This window comes from Rhodohalobacter sulfatireducens (genome assembly GCF_022012475.1).
In the GTDB taxonomy this organism is placed as follows: domain Bacteria; phylum Bacteroidota; class Rhodothermia; order Balneolales; family Balneolaceae; genus Rhodohalobacter; species Rhodohalobacter sulfatireducens.
In genome coordinates, this window is sequence record NZ_JAKLWS010000017.1 from 21,986 (window position 1) to 41,922 (window position 19,937).

14 protein-coding genes and 1 tRNA gene are annotated in these 19,937 nt (G+C 41.1%); 7 read left to right on the top strand and 8 right to left on the bottom strand.

Annotated features, from left to right (window positions below):
* Complete coding sequence (locus L6773_RS13105; RefSeq protein ID WP_237854884.1) at positions 1-471, bottom strand: hypothetical protein; 471 nt, start codon at positions 469-471, stop codon at positions 1-3.
* Positions 464-2,008 (bottom strand): type I restriction-modification system subunit M, encoded by a 1,545-nt coding sequence (locus L6773_RS13110; RefSeq protein WP_237854885.1) that lies wholly within the window; start codon positions 2,006-2,008, stop codon positions 464-466. Before L6773_RS13110 ends, L6773_RS13105 begins: the two co-directional genes overlap by 8 nt.
* Positions 2,009-3,290: 1,282 nt before the next feature.
* Here L6773_RS13110 and L6773_RS13115 point away from each other — a divergent pair.
* Positions 3,291-3,518: a UPF0175 family protein gene (locus L6773_RS13115; protein ID WP_237854886.1), complete on the top strand. Its 228-nt coding sequence runs from the start codon at positions 3,291-3,293 to the stop codon at positions 3,516-3,518.
* Between the two features lie 1,225 nt (positions 3,519-4,743).
* Here the strand turns inward: L6773_RS13115 and L6773_RS13120 are convergent.
* From L6773_RS13120 to L6773_RS13145, 6 genes are all read right to left on the bottom strand, one after another.
* The gene (locus tag L6773_RS13120; protein ID WP_237854887.1) at positions 4,744-5,544 is read right to left on the bottom strand and encodes a replication protein; all 801 of its coding nucleotides are present in this window, start codon (positions 5,542-5,544) and stop codon (positions 4,744-4,746) included.
* A gap of 20 nt (positions 5,545-5,564) precedes the next feature.
* Positions 5,565-5,822 carry a hypothetical protein gene (locus L6773_RS13125; protein WP_237854888.1) on the bottom strand — a complete coding sequence of 86 codons (258 nt, stop codon included), beginning with the start codon at positions 5,820-5,822 and terminating at the stop codon, positions 5,565-5,567.
* Positions 5,823-6,004: 182 nt separating this feature from the next.
* Complete coding sequence (locus tag L6773_RS13130) at positions 6,005-6,640, bottom strand: hypothetical protein (RefSeq protein WP_237854889.1); 636 nt, start codon at positions 6,638-6,640, stop codon at positions 6,005-6,007.
* Between the two features lie 102 nt (positions 6,641-6,742).
* The gene (locus L6773_RS13135) at positions 6,743-7,918 is read right to left on the bottom strand and encodes a tyrosine-type recombinase/integrase (protein WP_237854890.1); all 1,176 of its coding nucleotides are present in this window, start codon (positions 7,916-7,918) and stop codon (positions 6,743-6,745) included.
* Positions 7,919-8,397: 479 nt separating this feature from the next.
* A tRNA-Ile gene (locus tag L6773_RS13140) sits at positions 8,398-8,471 on the bottom strand.
* A 318-nt stretch (positions 8,472-8,789) separates the two neighbouring features.
* Complete coding sequence (locus tag L6773_RS13145; protein WP_237854891.1) at positions 8,790-9,815, bottom strand: porin; 1,026 nt, start codon at positions 9,813-9,815, stop codon at positions 8,790-8,792.
* A 180-nt stretch (positions 9,816-9,995) separates the two neighbouring features.
* Between L6773_RS13145 and L6773_RS13150 the strand changes: the two genes are divergently transcribed.
* From L6773_RS13150 to L6773_RS13175, 6 genes are all read left to right on the top strand, one after another.
* Positions 9,996-11,414 carry a phosphoglucomutase/phosphomannomutase family protein gene (locus tag L6773_RS13150; protein ID WP_237854892.1) on the top strand — a complete coding sequence of 473 codons (1,419 nt, stop codon included), beginning with the start codon at positions 9,996-9,998 and terminating at the stop codon, positions 11,412-11,414.
* A gap of 26 nt (positions 11,415-11,440) precedes the next feature.
* Positions 11,441-13,357: a heavy metal translocating P-type ATPase gene (locus L6773_RS13155; protein ID WP_237854893.1), complete on the top strand. Its 1,917-nt coding sequence runs from the start codon at positions 11,441-11,443 to the stop codon at positions 13,355-13,357.
* 133 nt (positions 13,358-13,490) lie between these two features.
* Entirely contained in the window at positions 13,491-15,794 is a 2,304-nt protein-coding gene (locus tag L6773_RS13160) for a S9 family peptidase (RefSeq protein ID WP_237854894.1), read from the top strand.
* Positions 15,794-16,237, top strand: a complete 444-nt coding sequence (locus tag L6773_RS13165; RefSeq protein WP_237854895.1) for a nucleoside deaminase — start codon at positions 15,794-15,796, stop codon at positions 16,235-16,237. Before L6773_RS13160 ends, L6773_RS13165 begins: the two co-directional genes overlap by 1 nt.
* A 667-nt stretch (positions 16,238-16,904) precedes the next feature.
* Positions 16,905-18,251, top strand: coding sequence for a Trk system potassium transporter TrkA (trkA, locus tag L6773_RS13170; protein ID WP_237854896.1), 1,347 nt, complete (start codon positions 16,905-16,907; stop codon positions 18,249-18,251).
* Positions 18,251-19,765: a TrkH family potassium uptake protein gene (locus L6773_RS13175; RefSeq protein WP_237854897.1), complete on the top strand. Its 1,515-nt coding sequence runs from the start codon at positions 18,251-18,253 to the stop codon at positions 19,763-19,765. Before trkA ends, L6773_RS13175 begins: the two co-directional genes overlap by 1 nt.
* Positions 19,766-19,937: the final 172 nt, after the last annotated feature.

The window sequence follows — 19,937 nt, forward strand, 5'->3', positions numbered from 1 at the left end:
TTACTTCTCCTCCATCAGAAAAAAAATCTGGTTTCTAGCATCCTCATTACCAATAAGAACAAATACTCCCAATGTGTAATCATACTCATCACAAGTAATATCTTTCAATTTCTCAGTATCCTTTTTCCATTCAGCTTTGGATGTCCATACCCCTTTAAACTCAACAGCCAGTTTATTATTTGTGTGAGTATTTCTTTCATGTAATAATAAATCAGGTCGAATACCCTTAGGATGATTAGCGGTGACTTTAAAACCATTATGGTTTTTATTGTACTCTGAGTCTACATCAAGATTTGCATATTCCGTATCCAAAATTAGTTGTTGAAGGTATATGCCTGTCCGAAATACAAAAGCCTGCTCCAAGCCAATCCGACCTTCATCTTCATATTGTAAGAGGGGTCTTTCTTCTTGATAAACCTTATTAACAGCAGTTTCCAATAATTGAAAAAGCTCCATCTGTTCTTCACTCATTGATTTGAATTTTTTCCAAATTCGCTAAAATCTGTTCATTCAGCTTTTCTTCTTCTTTCAACTGCTCCTTAAACTCTGTTTTCAGAGATTTAAACCGCTCTTCAAAGTCAAAGTCATCTTCTTCGTCAGGCAGCCCCACATAGCGGCCGGGTGTTAATACATAATCCAGTTCTTCTACTCGATCAATGGGGGCGGCCTTGCAGAAACCGGCTACATCTTCATAGTCGCCCTCTTCATTCCGCCAGTTGTGGTAAGTGTCCGCTATTTGGGAAATATCTTCCTCAGACAATACACGGGTTCGGCGGTTAATGAGATGGCCAAGGTTGCGGGCGTCAATGAATAAGATTTCATCCCGACGGTCTCTGAATTTATGGTTGCTTCGGTCACGACTCATAAACCAAAGTGCAGCGGGAATTTGGGTATTCAGGAATAACTTAGCCGGTAGATTTACAATACAATCTATGAGTCCGGCTTCTACCAGGGCTTTGCGTATTTCCCCTTCACCAGAAGTTTTGGAAGTTAAAGCCCCTTTAGCCAATACAACCCCGGCCTGCCCGCTGGGTGAGAGGTGGTAAATGAAATGCTGCATCCAGGCAAAGTTAGCATTACCGGAAGGTGGTACTCCATACTTCCAGCGGCCGTCTTTCCGAAGTAAATCTCCGCTCCAGTCGCTTACATTAAAAGGAGGATTGGCAATAATATAATCAGCCTTCAAATCCTTATGAGCATCATTCAAAAAAGAACCTTCGCTGTTCCATTTCACCTGAGAACTGTCAATCCCACGGATGGCCAGGTTCATCTTACACAAGCGCCAGGTCGTTAAATTACTTTCCTGCCCGTAAATGGAAATATCTTGTACATTCCCCTGGTGGCTTTCTACGAACTTCTCGGACTGCACAAACATTCCACCGGAACCACAGCAGGGATCAAATACCCTTCCTTTATACGGTTCCAGCATTTCAACCAACAACTGAACCACACTACGTGGTGTATAGAACTGTCCGCCTTTTTTTCCTTCCGCAAGGGCAAACTCACCCAAAAAGTATTCGAAGACTTTCCCTAACACATCGGTCGAGCCTTTCTTGTCTTCTTTTAAATCAATTTTGCTGATTTCATCAATCAATCCACCCAGAACTGTAGCATCCAGATTTCGTTTGGCATACACCATAGGAAGCACACCTTTAAGAGAGGCATTCTCACTTTCTATAGCATCCATAGCATCATCTACAGTTTTGCCAATGGTAGTCTGCTTGGCGTGTGTTTTTAAATAGGACCAACGTGCGGATGGCGGAACGAAGAAAATATTCTCTGCTTTGTACTCGTCTTTGTCTTCAGGATCGGCTCCGGCATATTCTCCTTCTCCTTTCTTTAGCTTGGAGTGCAGTTCCTCAAAGGCGTCAGAAATGTATTTCAGAAAGATGAGTCCTAATACAATATGCTTGTACTCCGCCGCATCAATATTTTTCCTGAGCTTATCTGCTGTTTTCCAGAGTTGTTTTTCGAGAGGTTCTTCTTTTGTACCCTTCTTTTTAGCCATTCAGTTTGGTTGGTTAATTGCTTTAAATAAGTGTTTCAATCCTAACAAAATCAGGGATGAAGTACAAAGGGTAATTATGAGAAGTGAAGTAAAAAAGTATTCATAGAAATGAGCGCAACATATGGCCTTTCTATTGTTTAGTGATTCTCTTGAAGCCCTTCATTTAGACATTGAATACACCTCCACTGAAACCCACTGATAGAAATAGAAAGAATCTGAGTCTCACGGCATGGAATTACTTGCATTTTGCGGTGGAATAGCAAAATAACCGCAAATCACTATGTTTAAGTGCATTCATAGATTTTATTGGTGAATTTGATTGGGATGCATGCTCGATTTTAGTTGAAATAGGACAATTCTCTCTATAAACTCCTTCCAGTCAATTGATTGATAACTCATCATTTCGCTGTTTTTGCGGGTAACGGTTCAATTTAGGCGAAAATAGGGTCAGAATGATTATCTATTCTTCTGAATTAAAAGATTTTGCTTTAAAAGACGAATTGGCAATCCCTTCCATCGAATAGGCTGAATACATGAATCAGATTTACTGTTTTTTGCGGCTATTCCCTCATTCTGCGCGAAATGCGATGAATCAGACTTTCGAACTCATTCTTTAGAAATGAACCGGATGATCTGCGACCATTCGACAGTAGCCGCAATCTGCGCGGTCTGTTTGTTCTTGAAGCACTCTTGCTTTGGTCTATATTAATGAAAGGTTTCTGTTATTAAGCTGAGAAAAGAATGAATTTCGCGGAATGCATCGAATTAACCGCAAAAATTTAAAATCCTGACATTCTATCTTGAGTTGGAAAGCCTAACGACATTACTTGATAAAGTCTATTCATGTAATCATTCAGATCATATCATCCCACTGTATTAACTCCTCTTCTGTTTGCGTTTCATAAATAATAGGAGGGTAGAGCTTCCCTCTTTTCGGAGTAGATTTTCAGAATTTTCTGAAATGGCGCGAAAATATCCTCCTTCCACTACTTTTTTTGATCCAGCCTCTCACTCAAAAAATAGTCTGAAAAGTGAAAACAGTTTTCCACATACTTTAAACACTGTTCCTGATCGGCCATGTAGCTGTTGTTTCTCCAAGCTTAGTCTTAGCAATGGCAGTTTATGTAATTGAGGAGATTTGCGAAAAGCTTTTTTTGCGGAGTATGGGCTAATTTGCGTAAGATTTCCACAGAATTTCAATGAAAGTTCATGCCATTCGTTTCATAATTGAAAAAGAAGAGTAGGAATACTATTGTATCTTTAGAAATGAAAAGGTTGAATTTTGAAGACACTAAGACTTGACATACCGGATTCTGTGGACTTCAATGAAGTTGAAGCGAAGATGCTTTTAGCCGGAAAATTATATGAACGCGGAAAGCTGACACTGGGACAAGCCGCACAACTGATCGGGCTGACCAAAAGAGCATTCATAGAAATGATCGGTAAATACGGTTTTTCTATCGTTAGTGATTCTCTTGATGACCTTTATTCAGATATAGAAAATGCATAATTTTGAAATTATCCTTCCTATTAAAAGTAGCCTACTATTTAGGGTAAAATCGTTGATTCCTATAACCGTTCGGGTAAAAATTCATGGATTTTCAGAAAAATATACCTGATCGGGTATGAGAGATGTTATTTTGATATGGGAAAAACAAGAGTGAAAAGAAAAGCGATGGTCCGATTTTTAAACCATTTTCAGGATTTTGATTTTTTAATAATTTAAAAAATAGATTATTGGACGAGACTGTTTTAAAATACCTGATATGACCCTTTAGGTTTTTCAGATATTCGCTTCAAATTTAAAAAATCTGTTTATTCGACATTGGTATAGATCATCAATCGACGATTATTTTAATATTTGAAAAGCTGTAGTTAGTAGATTTTCCTTGAATTTTCTGCTTTTTACCAACCATTGAGTTCGGATACCCACAGTGAGAGAATAGATGAGAAGAGGTAAAAATTAAAAAATTGACCAATTTTGATATAAAAATCGGCAAATTTTTGAATTTAAGCCGGGAATAGAAATTAACATAATCGTCGTATTTATGGTGTGGATCCGCGAATCAATACAAGAGAAAAAGAGTATTTAATTTTCAACTTTTTGGTCCTTTTAGTAGCCAATGGACCACTAACTCGCACAAAAAGCTGTAATTCTTATCCGTTATAAAACCTAAAAAGTTAATTATCTAATTTTTTGGATATCTATATGAGCTGCTATTCACTCTTAAATGCCTCGATAAAATTTTAAAAATCACCATTTCTAATTCGATTTTTATAAAAATGGTGGATGTTTGTATTTGGGATTACGCAGCTCAAGCAATTTGAATACCAATATTTATAAAATTGACGCCAAACTGCTGATTGTAGAGCATTTTTCTGGTTTTCAGAAGTGTTCAGTGACCAACATTACTTTGTAGCATCAATAATCTAATTTTTAAGAATACAGGGATGAAAATTAAAAAAGCCGATACTACTGATAACCATTCAATATTCATGTTTTTGAGTGATAGTTTTGTAAAAGTGTCCAACTGAGTCCAATTTTTTGAAAATCAAACCTGTCATGCGGGAGTATATGTTTAAAATCACAGTTGTGTCATCGTGCATTTTTCAACTTTTCATCGATTTTCGGATTATTCTATTTAATAATTTGTTGGTTTTCACAGCGGTTAGATGCTTAAAAATTTGAAAATCAAATAATATCGTAGTGATTTTCAGAAAATTGAACTTATTTATTATGATTTAAGCTTCCACATCGCCCTACCTTGGTCGTCTTTGATATCAGAAACCATCTCAAAATCAGATTGTTCATTTTGGCCGCCGGTGACTCTGTCTATCATCTGTTCATATTCAAACAGATCTGCCGGAGTTCGGTGTAGATCGGCTCGAATAGTGTCCGGATAGGGGAAGAAACACTTTGGGTTATGCTTGAGTGCATAGCGATTTTCATAAAATTTGGCTCCTGAACGGTTGGTCATCGCTTTTTTAAGCTCTTTTTCTGAAAATTCATGTAAAGATTTCTCAATATCGTCGAGCAGATCGGAATGATGATTTAAAATTTTAAAATAGAACAAGTTGTTCCAGTACTCTGCGATACGAATCAATTTTTCAGAAAATTCACTACTACTAATAGTAGTATCTTTCTTTTCTTTGGAAGGTTTCTTTTGTGTGTCCGGTTTTCGAACCAATGGTTGGTTTGATTTTCGGACCGAATCGGGTTGTTTTTTCGGACCGTCCAAATTTTGCTGGTTCGATTCTACGACCAGGTACTCATGTGGTATTACTTCCTCATTCTTTTTGATGATTTTCTTTTGAGTCAATTTATGCAATGCGTCAATAACTGTACTCTTGGCTAATCCGGTAGCATCAACCATCTGACTAATCGAGATTTTATCCCGTTTTTTGTGAAACCCAAATGTTGACCGGCAGATTGTCATTAAAATTTTAAACTCACTGCCCGACAGTTTGCTGATCACTTCATCAAGGATTCTGTTCGGAACTTTTGTAAACGGTATTCTTTCATCTAAGCCATTCATAATTGCAGTACCTCCCAAAATTAGCTTAAATGAAAAATTCGTTCGATCACCTTCCGCTCAAAATATTTCCGTCGGCTTCCCCCAAATTGAATGGAAGGAATGTAACGGGGATTTTGATCGTCCAGATTAGAGCGATTCAGGATGGTACGATGATTCAGCCCGGTGAGGTCTTCTACCTCTCTGGCCGTGATATACTTTTTCTCATTGATACGATGTTTGTTGGAGTTCAGAAGGAGGTCCAACTTTTTTTCGATTCTGGTTAATTTTTCTTCACTCATTTGTATGGGGTTTCATTAATGATTTCATTTCATTAATTATATCCCCGTAAATTCAAAATTAACAGTCTATTAGAACATAAAAGTCTATAGTAAGTTATAGAAAATCTGGTTTTTGGAATAGAAAAGTGTCTTATCTTATAGAAGAATGGCAACAAACTATAGACGGCTAAAAAACATGAAATTTACTTGTGCGGGATTTTCTGTTTATTGGGTTTTTTCCCTTCATCATGTACCCATGTATTGATTCTCCCATTAATAGTACTCCACTCTACTTTCTCTCCATTTTCATAAAAAACTGCAAATTTTTTTATTTGAGACTTCAACCTATCCCTAGTGATCTCTTCTCCTAGCTCTTTTTCATAATAACGGCAAGCATCCGGAACTGTATCGAACTCTTGTTTTAAACTAAAGCTACCTTCAAGCTCAATATCTTCAATTACGGTCTCAATGATATTCAATTTTATATGAGCCTTTCCAATCTTGTTTAGTGGAGCATTAAGCGGTGCAACAACGTTAGGTTCACAATTGATGAATCGAACTATGTTTAAATTGCTCCTTGCTGTAGAACGATTAAATGAAATACAGAAATTTTTAAGCTTTTCAGAGGATATTTCCGAAAGTGATATCTCTTTGCGGCTATGGTTTTCAATCATGGGTTTATAGTCATCCAACACCTTGAGATTTTTTTCAATGATCTTGATCAATCGTTTTTTATTTTTTTCCAGCTCTTCAACTTGCTCTTTCCCGAAGCCATCGTAATCCGATAAATATTGATATTTGAGATCCTCAATGTCATTATCCAGCTCTGCATAAATCATAGCGGCTTTCTTATAAGACGGTCGACCGTTCACAAAGCCACTTTCAACTTTGCTTGAGCAGATGAGGTCGAGTACTAATTTCTTTAGGTCATTCTTCTCCATTTATTCGATTCCTTTAATCGCGTTCGTAATATCGTTTTGGTCCAGGTGCTCATAAATTTGAGTTACGTGAACAGATGAGTGTCCCATTATTTTTTGGACGATATGGATGGGAACTCCTTTTCTCAGCAGGTCCGTTGCGCAGGAATGTCTTAATCCATGCAGCGTTACGGTATTTGGGACCTTGGAGGCCTTCTTCACAAATTTCTTGAAGGATTTAGACAGTGATCCGGGACTCATTCCATGATATCGATTCAGCCCTGTTGAGCTGGGAAATACATAACCGTCACTCGGTTCTCCCTGGTCTTTATACCATTGTTCGAGCCACGGTTTTAGCGGTTTACGGATCGGAATTACACGCTCCTTACCGGATTTTGTCGTGTTATCATCCCTGTTTGTAATGTATATACGACCAAAGTCCTCAGGATCATTTGGATTTCCAGTCAAATCTATATCAGTCCATTGTAGATTCACCGCTTCCTTTGCCCTGAGTCCGCAATAATAGATAGTATTGATCATCGGTTTAAACCACAACCGTTTTTGATGAGGTTTGGTGACCGATCCTTTTTTCTCCTGGATCTTATAAAATTTATCAAACGCTTTAAACACTTCATCCAATTGCTTTCTTGAAATCGTTTTTTGCGAAATTTTCTGTGGAATTCGCGGAGGCTTGATATTTGAGGTAATATCTTCTTTTAAAATATCCTTTTCATGAAGCCAACTGAAAAACACTTTCAGATGGCGCAAATAACTGGCCTGAGTTGCGGGAGCTAAATCAGACCGAAAGCAAAACTCTCGGATATCCGATTCATAAATTTTAGTTACAGGCATAGTTTTTCCCAGCTTCTTCATTAACATATCCAGATGCTTGCGGTAATTTTTCTTGGTAGTTGCGTTTGCCTGGCTTCGTTGTTCAATGAATTGATCTGCCGCTTTGTGCAGGGGAACATATTTGCCCTTTAGTTTCTCCCTCTTCTTTTCTGCTTCTTTTTGAGGCGTCCAGCCGTTGAAGGGATCGATCTCCCCACGAATATGTTTGTCTTCAAATTCGATCCGCAGCTTCTCGGCTTCCCTTTTAATTGTCGTTCCTAAACTGAATGCTTTCCGCTCTCTCTTTCCATTTATTTTTCTAAAGAAACGGATGTAATAGATATCACCTCTTTTCTTAAGACTGGCCATAAATAACGTAGTTTATTTGAGTTCGAATTAAGAATTTGTAAAAATAGTCTCCCCTTGAGGGTCCCGAACCGTCGGGACGCCTTTAAGCGGAGGGGTGTACATCCCCCGAGTTCACACGACATTCGTCATGCTCACATTCACCCTTCAAAGGGGGACTTTCCGGCCCAAAATTCAGAATTTTTAATTCAAGCTACCCTGCATAAAGTTCAAAATTCCAATTGGGTATGAGAGTGTGGAACATTTGCACCTGCTAAAGGGGGTTTAAAAAGTCCCAAATAACTCACAAAATCGTGGGTGAAAAGTGTTAACTAACCTCAATTTTGTACCCACTGGTGTACCCACTAATTACGTAATTCGTGTTTAAAAATGAAAATGATTCACTTGAACTTTTTTTGATGGAATTAGAAAAACGCCAAAAAATGTACGTTTAAACGGTTTTAAGGGCGATTATTCGGGAAATTTTGGGAGGGAGAAAAAAGTGGGCCCGGAGGGACTTGAACCCCCGACCAATCGATTATGAGTCGACTGCTCTAACCGGCTGAGCTACGGGCCCGTTTATGGATGGGCAGCGATTGATCTTCAATCAATCGAAAGACCCTAAAATTACGAGCTTTCAAACCGAGATACAAGATTATTGTCATATGAGTTACCCCGTACACGAGATAAACACAATACATACCGATTTTTTAATTTCCACTTAAAAACCCCATTGAAATTTGTAGATTTATTATAATTTATAGGGGTTATTGTCTACTGTTATTGGACAGATAACAAGTAAAGACCATCCCCTTCATTATTCCGTTTTTTAGCGGAATAGGGAAGGGGATTGATACCTGTTTTCCATAGCCTTGGCGGTGGTAGGAGACGGGTATCAAAACTGGAACTGGAAATTGGCTTTCAAACCAAATTGATTTTCTCCATCGTACTCTTCACTATCCATCAGAGCAAGTGCATTTATATGAATGCTGAAAAGGCTCGTGATTTTTCGTTTCCAGGCCAAAATAAGCAGCTCGGAGTTGCGCTCTAAGAGGTTATACTCTAAATGATCCCATCGGGCTATGAGTTGATCTCTCTCAGAGAGATTTGTTCCGAGAGTAGCATAGAAGCCGGATATTGTTTCTTCAGCTTGAAGTTCTTGAGCATCAAAGGTAGTCTGTAAATACTCAACGGTGCCAAAGAGCGGATCGCGGTTAAATTCAGCATAGATACCGAATAGTTCACGGTCACCCATTGAGGTTAGGCCGCTCTTTCCCACTCGTTCCATCTTTGTTTGATTAAAAGCCCCGTTAAGTCCAAGTTCGAGTGAATTGCCTTCATTGCCAAATGTATAGGAAAGACGTCCTGTATAAAGAAACCTGCCATCATTTTCGTTCTGCAGCCGGTTTCCATTGTACATTCCAAAGGCGTAGTTAAATCCATCATTTTCGCCCAGAAATGTGATGCCAATTTCCCTGTTGTTCATCATGGCACCTGTAATACGAGCCCTGTCAATAAAGTCGGTGATGCCGGGGTTGGGATCAAGATCTGCACTTAAGCGGGGTTTGAATGAACCGACCTGCATTTCAAAATTATCTGAAAAATGATATCCCATACGGGCGTCTAGAATACTTGGTGCATCTGTATATTCAAGTTGGAATCGATAACTAAATTTACCATCCAAAACACCCCGGAACCCCAGGCGGTTTGCATCAAGCTCGTAGCCATTTCCACTATTAAAATTCCTGTCTGTAAATGTTACGTTTCCGAAAGTCTGTAATAGAAAAGTTACATTAAACTCTTCTGATTTTAATTTCTCCTTCATACGGTCACCAAGAGGTTCCTGAGCTTGAAGTGAAGTTGAATAAAATAAAACCAGGCTGAAAAGGAGAACGATGATCGTTTGTATTTTGGATTTCATGATTATTTATTGATTTATCATTGATCAGATCGACAGGTGGACGTATTAAATCAAAAAATTCAACAAGTCTATTCTTCTAATCGTTGCATATCCGAACTAATCATAGATTTTTGTTAAAAGGCATTGTACTTTTTCGAAACCAATAAGAAAATAATTATAGTTGAAGAATTGGTGAAAAATTTGAAAAAGATCAGATTCGGTACCGACGGATGGAGAGCGGTAATCGCTGAAAATTACACGTTTAAAAATGTAGGGATTGTTACCCAGGCTGTTGCGAGATGGATTGTAGATGAGGAAGTCACGGAAAACGGCGTGGTGATTGGGTATGACGCCCGGTTTCTCAGTGAGCGGTTTGCCAAACATGCTGCTAAAATGTTTGCGGCCATGCAGATTCCGGTTCGAATTGCAGATCGTATCACCCCAACTCCTGCAATTAGCTGGGCTGCAAAGCATTTTCAAGCGGTGGGAGTCGTCATAACGGCAAGCCACAATCCACCCGAATACAACGGCTACAAGATCAAGGCGCTTTACGGGGGATCGGCAGGGCCGGATCAGATAGCGGGAATTGAATTTAGGTTGGATCTTTATGATGAATCACTGGATACCAAATCGTACGATTTTTTAGTGAAAAGTGGATTGATCCGGGAGATGAATTTTTCTGAAGGATACTTGTCCCTGATTCGTCAATCGATCGACCTGGACTCGATTCGGAAAAGTGGGATAAAGATTGCGCATGATCCGATGTATGGGTCCGGAAGAACCATTTTGAAACAGTTATTGGATGATCAGGTATTGGAAATTCACGGCGAGATCAATCCCTCGTTTGGAGGTATAGCACCGGAACCGATGGGGAAAAATGTAGATGAACTTTCAGGGTTTGTCGTTCAAAACGATTGTTCGGTGGGGATCGCGAATGACGGCGATGCCGACCGGATCGGTATGGTTGATGAAAACGGGAAATTTGTGAATTCCCATCAGCTTTTAAGCCTTTTGGTGAAGTATTTGGTTGATGAGAAAAAGATGACCGGTAAAATTGTTAAAACCGTATCTACAACCACCATGCTTGATAAACAGGCGGATAAATACGGCTTGCAACTGGATGTAACTCCCATTGGATTTAAATATATCGCAGAAAAAATTGTAGCGGAAGATGTTTTGGTGGGCGGGGAGGAATCGGGTGGCCTGGCTGTGAAGGGGCATCTGCCGGAGAGAGATGGAATCTATATCGGGCTATTAATCACAGAGATGATGGTAAAATCCGGCAAATCTTTGAGTGAGCTTGTTACGGATCTGTTTGATGAATATGGTTTGCACGAAACGCACAGAAATGATATCCATACGGAAGATCAAAAAAAGATAGGGATGATCGAATATTGCCGTGAGAAGAAATTGCGAGAAATTGCAGGCCAAAAAGTGGTAGATTGGGATATGAAGGACGGTATTAAGCATTACCTTAACGATGGATCCTGGCTTTTAGTCAGGCAATCGGGCACGGAACCGGTATTACGAATTTACTCGGAAGCATCCTCAAAGGAGAAAGCCGTTGCCCTTGTTGAGGATACTACAGCATGGGTGGATCGTCCGGAAATCCTGGAATAGAAACGGTTTGATGGAGAGGGCAAACTATGTCCCAACAAGAAACGGGCGGGAAGCTGCAAATTTGGCTTACAGTACTCTGTGCAGTTTTTTTGCTGGCCGGTATTGTCAGTGAACATCTTTTTTTATGGCCGAATGAAGTATCCGTTACTTTTTACATTCTCTCATATCTTACCGGTGGATACAGCGGTTTTGTTGAGACCATTAAGCACCTGAGACAATTTCAGCTAAACATCGACTTTCTGATGATTTTTGCAGCTCTTGGAGCTGCAGTCATTGACCAGTGGATTGAAGGTGCTACACTGTTGTTTCTTTTTTCACTGAGCGGTGCACTGGAAACGTATGCCCTCGGAAAAAGCCGAAACGCAATCCATTCCCTGTTAAAGTTACGTCCATCCGAGGGATTACTGAAAATGGAGGATGGTTCCGAAAAATTAGTTCCGATTGAAGAACTTGAAGTTGGCCAGGTAGTGATCGTAAAACCGGGAGAGCATATTCCCATCGATGGTAAAATTGTAAAAGGACAGACCTCCGTTAACGAAGCAACCATTACGGGTGAAAGTATGCCTGTATCTAAAGGAATCGGGGAATCGGTGTTTGCAGCTACGCTCAATGAAAATGGGGTTATTGAGATCGAAGTAACCCGGCGGGCAAGTGATACCACAGTTGCTAAAATTATCCAATTGGTGGAGGAGGCACAGAAATCTAAAGCTCAGACTCAACGATTCCTGGATACGTTTGAACCCCGATATGCACTGGCAGTTGTAGTTTCTGTTATCTTGCTGATCTTTATTCCCTGGGGAGTGTTTGGTCAGGATTTTGATCCCACATTCTACCGGGCGATGACGGTTTTGGTGGTGGCATCGCCGTGTGCATTAATCATTAGCACACCGGCATCTATTATCTCCGCAATTGCCAACGGTGCAAAAAATGGTGTTCTGTTCAAAGGGGGCGCATACGTGGAGCATGCCGTTGATATCGATACGATTGCATTTGATAAGACGGGCACGCTTACAAAGGGAGAGCCTGAGGTCACAGATTTGATATCTTTTGATCGGGATAACGAGAAATTTTCAGAGGATGGATCCGAAGTTTTAGAGATGTTGGCTATCGCAGCCGGTTGCGAATATCATTCAGAACATCACCTGGCTCACGCTATTGTTAAAAAAGCTGAAGAACTTCATGTTGATCTGACCCGTGTTGATGACATGCAATCTACTCCGGGGCAGGGGGTTGAGGGAAAATTGAATGGACACCACGTTTCTGTAGGAAATTCTCAAATGTTCAATAAGCAGCTTGAAAAATGGAATCCAATGATTTCAGAAAAAGCTGATTTCCTGAGAGAACAGGGTAAAACTGTTGTTTTTGTTGTTCAGGATGAGATTGCGCTGGGCGTCATTGCTCTTGCTGATAAAGTTCGGGAGGACGCAAAAATAGTTGTTTCGAAATTGCAATCTCTAGGAATAAAACAGATTGTTATGCTGACGGGGGATAATAAAGGTGTAGCAAAATCTGTTGCGGCAGAATTGAATATCAGTCATGTATATGCTGAACTTTTACCGGAGAAAAAAGTTGATATCATTAAAAAGCTTCGTGAAAAGGGTGTTGTAGCGATGGTTGGAGATGGTGTGAATGATGCACCGGCGCTGGCTGTAAGTGATATCGGAATAGCTATGGGAGCAGCCGGAACAGATGTGGCACTCGAAACGGCCGATATTGTTTTAATGGGCGATGATCTTACAAAACTGCCCTATTTGCTCTGGCTGTCACGAAAGGCTAAAAAAGTTGTTTGGCAAAATATCGCGTTCAGTTTGTCGGTTATTCTCTTTCTCTTGGTCTGTGTTTTTACGATTGAACTTCCACTTACTATTGGTGTTATTGGTCACGAAGGAAGTACGCTGTTGGTAGTTCTGAATGGCCTTAGATTGTTGAAAAAAGGCAAATGAAGATTAATTATCTCAAAAGGATCTTTAAACCCGGTATCAAAGTTTTTTGAGGATTGCCTATCTTATCTAATGTAAGAAACCACAGATCGTGTCGTTGACTATTGGTTTAAAATCTCTATTGAAGTAAATAAATATGCTTACAAATTTATTTGATTATTCGAAGTGCTCATTTTTTGTTCTCTTTCTTTTCTTCATTCATTGGGTGTTTATACCCGGCCAGTCTCATGCTCAACAGGAATATCAAAATGTTGAACACGCCCTTTTTTCATCGAGCCAGTTATCAGGGAACAGTGGCCCACAGAATGTAACATGGATAGATGGTGGAGATCGCTACTCTTATATGCAATACAATCAATCAGAAAGAAGCAACGAGATTCGAGTGTACAATCCTGCAAACGGAGAAGATGAGCTAATATTCAGAAATACCAACTATACATTCCCCGGAACAGGAGAACCGTTTAGTTTTAAATCGTTTCAGTGGTCGAATAATTTTCAATACTTGGTATTTCAGTCTGATTTTACCCCGATCTACCGCCATTCTGGAATTGCCAATTATTACTACTATTCGCTGGAGGATGACAGGCTGAGTTTGCTCGTTGAAGATGCATTTACGGCAAAGTTATCCCCGGACGGGGAAAAAGTTGCGTACCATCGCAACGGAGAGATGTTTCTGTTTGATTTAAATAGCGGAGAGGAAACACAACTTACTTTTGATTCACAAAAAAATCTTTACAATGGCCGGTTTGGATGGGTGTATGAGGAGGAATTTAGCTTGGTTCAAGCCTGGAAATGGTCGCCCGACAGTCAGCACATAGCGTATTGGCAATCCGACGAACGAGATGTAAAACGTTTTGTATCTACATCCTATGAAGGGCAGTATCCCGAATATACCGACATTCCGTATCCTAAAGTTGGAGAGAAAAATCCCGGTGTTAGAATTGGTGTGATTGATATTGAGTCCGGCGAAAACAGCTGGCTTACGGAAACGGAAGAGGATGAACTTATTCCAAGAATTTTATGGACAAGCAATGCCGGTGAACTGGCGGTTGTAAAGATGAATCGTCAGCAAAATCATGTCGACCTCACATTTTTTGATGTGAGCACCGGTGAAGGCCGACATGTGATGGAAGAAACATCAGAGGACGGGTGGATTGAAGTGTATGACCACCGGTCGGACCTGGAAAGTTACTTTATATTCCCGGATGGCAAAGAGGAATTTTTGTGGCTATCTACCCGTGACGGATATAAACATCTCTATCGCTACAGTTATGATGGAGATTTGATCAACCAGGTTACGCAGGGAGATTGGGAGGTAATGAACATCCTCGCCGTAAATACCGACCGGGAACGCATTTATTACTTATCAACCGAGGAAAATCCGCTTGAGCGGCATCTCTACTCAATTGGATTTGATGGCTCCGGTAAACAGAAATACACTGATTCGGAAGGGATGCACTCCATCAGTATGGGCTCTAATGGCAAGTATTATATTGATACATGGTCGAATACGACCACCCCGACACAGGTTGAGTTGTGGAGCACGGCAGATGGCGGAGAAAAGCTGGAAACCTTTGTGGATAATGAATCTGTAAAAAGATATATAGACCAATATGCATACTCGCCGAGGGAATTGATTAAAGTCACTACTTCAGATGGCAGGGAGTTGGATGCATTTATCATAAAACCAACCGATTATAATCCAAACCGATCATACCCAATGGTGATGATGGTATATGGCGGACCCGGCTCTCAGGGGGTCCAGAATGAGTTCGACACAACAGCCTGGTATCAATACCTGGCTCAGCAGGGATATGTGATTGCGAATGTAAATAATCGCGGAAATGGTGGGTATGGATGGGAGTTTGAAAATTCAGTGTACAAAAACCTCGGGGAGCTTGAAGCGGAAGATTTTGCTGAAACAGCAAAATATCTCTCTTCTGAATATGAATGGATTGATGCGGATCGGATGGCAATCCGGGGACACAGTTACGGCGGTTACATGGCTGCGCTGACGATGGTACTTCACCCCGATGTTTTTAAGGCTGGAATTGTAGCGGCACCGGTAACCGATTGGCGTCTTTACGATACCATATACACGGAGCGATATATGGGACTGTTGGAAGAGAATGAAGATGGATATATCAACAGCTCAGTGATGGCCCATGCAAAAAATCTGAAAGGAGATTTGTTGGTTGTACACTCGTCAATGGATGAGAATGTGCACGTTCAAAATACGATGCAGATGATAACGGCTTTCACCACTGCCGGGAAAGATGTTGATTTGAGAATCTACCCACCGGGTGATCATAGTGTTTCTTATAACCTGCAAAGCGAAATTTTACTCTATAAAACCTATACAAACTACCTGGATAGGATTTTACAACCGGGGCAAGAGGTGCGAATTCCAAGCAGCCCCGGCAACACAAGCAGTCATTAATGGTGAGTATAAAATCAAACAAAGAAATTATGCAGGCGGCGATCCATGTTGCCGAAAAAAATGAAACGCCGTTCGGTGCAGCCCTGGCGATGGGAAATGAGCTATTTGCAGCGGCTGCCAATCAAACCTCACAGAAGAGCGATCCTACAGCTCATGCCGAAATTGAAGTCATACGAAAGCTCTCAGATCAACTTCAGAAGAAAGATCTCTCAGGATTTACTCTTTACACAACTTGTGAACCCTGTCCCATGTGTATGAGTGCCATCATCTGGTCGGGAATATCAACCGTTGTTTTTGGTTGTGATATACCAATCATCTCAACCTACATGAAACAGATCCACATTCGGGCGGAAGAGATCGCTCAAAAAAGCTCAGCAGATGTAGAGATACATTCGGGTTTTATGATAGCTGAGTGTGAGGATTTGCTACGTAAATATTCGTAGAGAAGGGGCTTGTCCCTGTCATTCAGGTGAATGTCACGAACAAGTATGGGGCCGTTGCAAGGGGATTCTTCGCTGTGACTCATGTTGTTCATCTATAAATAGAGAGAAACGTTCGGTTGCTTATTGTCTTTTTCAATTGCTGAATAATAAGGATTCGAAATGAGTTATCGGATGAGTAAAAAGCTCGAATTATGTTTTGTAAGCTGATAAACTCATCCGATGACTGAAAGAACGGACCTATTCGTAAATAAAAACTTGTATGAATGTCGAATATCCAATATCCCCCGCAAGGGATCCCTCAGGGAGAACACCGAATGTTGAAGTGACAGAATCCTTCGAAATTCGAGATTGGATGTTCAGTGTTCGATATTCATACACTTTTCTGATCCAGGATTCACTACCTTAATCAAATGTATGTATTGCAGAGGTAAATGAACCTATGCCGGTTTTTGTAAAAAGTATTCAAACAGCGAAGAAAAACCTGGTATGAATGTCGAGTATCCAATATCCCCGCAAGGGCTCCCTCAGGGAGAACACCGAATGTTGAAGTTACAGAGCCCTTCGAAATTCGAGATTGGATATTCAATAATCAATATTCACACAACCTTTCAATTTCTATGGAATAAGTGATAACTTTGAATGATTCTTTTCAAAAACGAGGAAACCATTGAAAATAGTTATCGCGGGTGCGGGTGAGGTTGGATATGAACTGAGTAAGGTTCTGTCAATCGAAAAACACGATGTTACCGTTATAGATGAGAGAAAAAAATGCCTGCAGCGTGTGTTGGAAAACCTGGATGTGCTTACAGTAGAGGGCAATGCCACATCTCCAAATGTACTTGTTGAAGCCGGGGCACAAGACGCCGACCTGATGGTTGCCGTTACCAGCGTAGATGAGGTCAATATTATCGCTTCGATGATGGCTAAACGGCTTGGCGTTAAGCGAGTGATCGCCCGTGTTCGAAACAATGAACTATCACGCCCGGATTCACCTCTTACACCTTCAGAGTTGGGGATTGACGTTTTGATCCATCCCGAAGAGAGTGCAGCTAACGAGATCCATCAGCTGGTTAAAAGAGCCTCTGCAACGGATGTTGTTTCCCTGGCTGACGGCCAATTACAGTTGGTTGGACTACGGGTTGAAAAAAACTCCGACATCATCAACACAACGCTCGAAGATCTTGCCGAATCCTATTCAGAGATACCATTTCGAGTGGTTGCCATATCAAGACGGGGACGGACCATCATCCCGCGCGGTAACAACCAGATCATGCCGCTGGACCACATTTTTATTATCACAAAGGTGGAACATATCCGGGATATTGTTGAAGCAACGGGGCACAAAGATGTAAGCCTCCGCCGAATAATGATTGCAGGCGGCGATGAAGTGGGCCGTATGCTCGCCAGAAAGCTCTCAAAGGACAAACAGAAATGGGAGATTAAACTGATCGAACCCAATCCCGATATCGCAACTGAAATTGCGAATAATCAGCGTGATATCCTTGTTTTGAACGGTGATCCGACAGACCCGAATTTGCTTGTTGTGGAAGGGATCCAGGAGATGGATGCGTTTGTATCGGTAACCGAAGATGAGGAATCGAATATTATCTCCTGTTTGATGTCGAAACACCTGGAGGTAAAAAAGGCTGTGGCCCTCGTATCAAAACCGCAGTATATACCCCTCAGTCAAACCATCGGTATCGATGCTGTTGTAAACGTAAAAGCATCAGCTTCGGATGAAATTCACCGTCATATCCGCCAGGGACAACTGCTAACGGTAAAAGCGCTCCAGGGAATTAAAGCGGAAATAATGGAGGTCGTTGCCGGGAAAAATTGTGATATCTCAGACAAACCCATTCATTCCATTGGCATCCCGGAAGGAATTGTGATCGGTGGAATTTTGAGTGGTGATTCAGCTGAAGTTGCAACCGGAGATTCCGTCATCAAAAAAGGAGATCGCGTAATTGTTCTCGCCCTTCCGAATGCTATCAATCAAGTAGAAAAACTTTTCTGATGATTGAATTCATGACTCAAAATGTAAATCGGCCGCGGATTGATTTCCGGTTGATTTCAGGCATCCTCGGTGGTCTTCTCTTCTTTCTTGGAGTTGCAATGCTGCTTCCATTATTAATTGCTTTGATCTACCAGGAATCCTCCTGGAGTGCATTTTTGATCACAGCGGGCGGTACTATGCTCATCGGCGGAACCCTTTTCTATATTTTTAGGCCGAAGGATGAGCTGCGAATGCGGGAAGCTTTTATGATCGTAGCTCTCATTTGGTTTCTCGGCTCCATTTTCGGGGCTTTTCCGTTTACACTTTCTGGTTCACTCGAATCATATACCGATGCAGTGTTCGAGTCCATGAGCGGGCTTACAACGACCGGTGCCACTATTTTCGGAGGTATTACGGCGAGTGGAATTCAAAACCCGGATATTGAATCACTGGATAAAAGCATCCTCTTCTGGCGGTCACTCTCCCACTGGCTTGGCGGGATGGGAATTATTGTTTTAACGCTGGCTTTGCTTCCGCTATTGGGGATTGGGGGAATGCAGCTCTATCAAGCGGAATATTCAGGAAATACGGCTGATAAAATCACACCCAGAATCCAGGAAACGGCGATGCTGCTCTGGACGATTTACGTGGGCCTGACTGCCGGGGAGTTTATCCTGTTATGGCTTCATCCCTCCATGGATTGGTTTGAGGCGATCAACCATGCGTTTGCCACACTGGCAACGGGGGGATTTTCTACAAAAAACGCCTCGATTGCCGCTTTCGATTCCGTCTATATCGACATTGTGATAACGGTTTTTATGTTCCTTGCAGGTATTAACTTTGCTCTGCATTACAGGCTTTTTACGGGAGATTCAAAGAGTTTTTTTCAAAATCGTGAGTTTCGTTTTTACGTTCTACTTACGATCCTATTTATGGCAGCAATAACGGTGGGTTTATTAATTACACAAGATTATTCGATCGGGAAAGCTCTTCAATATGGTTCCTTCCAGGTTGTATCAATCCTGACGACCACCGGCTTCGGCACGGACGATTACATGCTCTGGATGCCATTCACTTCCTTCCTGCTCTTTCTGTTATTCTTTACCGGCGGATGTGCTGGATCGACCGGTGGCGGTATAAAGATGATGAGGCTTATGATCATTATGAAAAATATTGGGAGGGAGTTCCGGCAAATTATTCATCCTCAGGCTGTACTTCCAATCCGGATTGGGGAGCGGGTGGTTGAGTCAAAAATTCTGAAAACAATTCTTGGCTTTTTTGTTATGTATTTTATCGTTTTTGCCGCCGGCGCTATCATAATGACGCTGATGGGATTTGATATGATGTCGGCAATGGGCGCGAGTATAGCCAGCCTGGGGAATATCGGGCCGGCATGGGGAGAGTTTGGTCCGGTGGATAACTATGCAAAAGTACCGATTCTTGGGAAATGGGTACTTCTAATGTTGATGATGATTGGCCGGCTGGAACTGTTTACGGTACTCGTGTTATTCACCCCCTGGTACTGGAAGAATTGATGAGGATAAGACCGCGTAACTAATTTAGGGTGAGAGTTTATTGAAGAGTGTCCCCTTTTGGAGATTGTGAGAAAACAGATAGTCAACTAGAGTAGCCATTTGTTTTTTGCCAAGAAGACGCAAAGTCGCGAAGGTTCACAAAGTAAAATAAAATCAGAATAATAATCGTTGT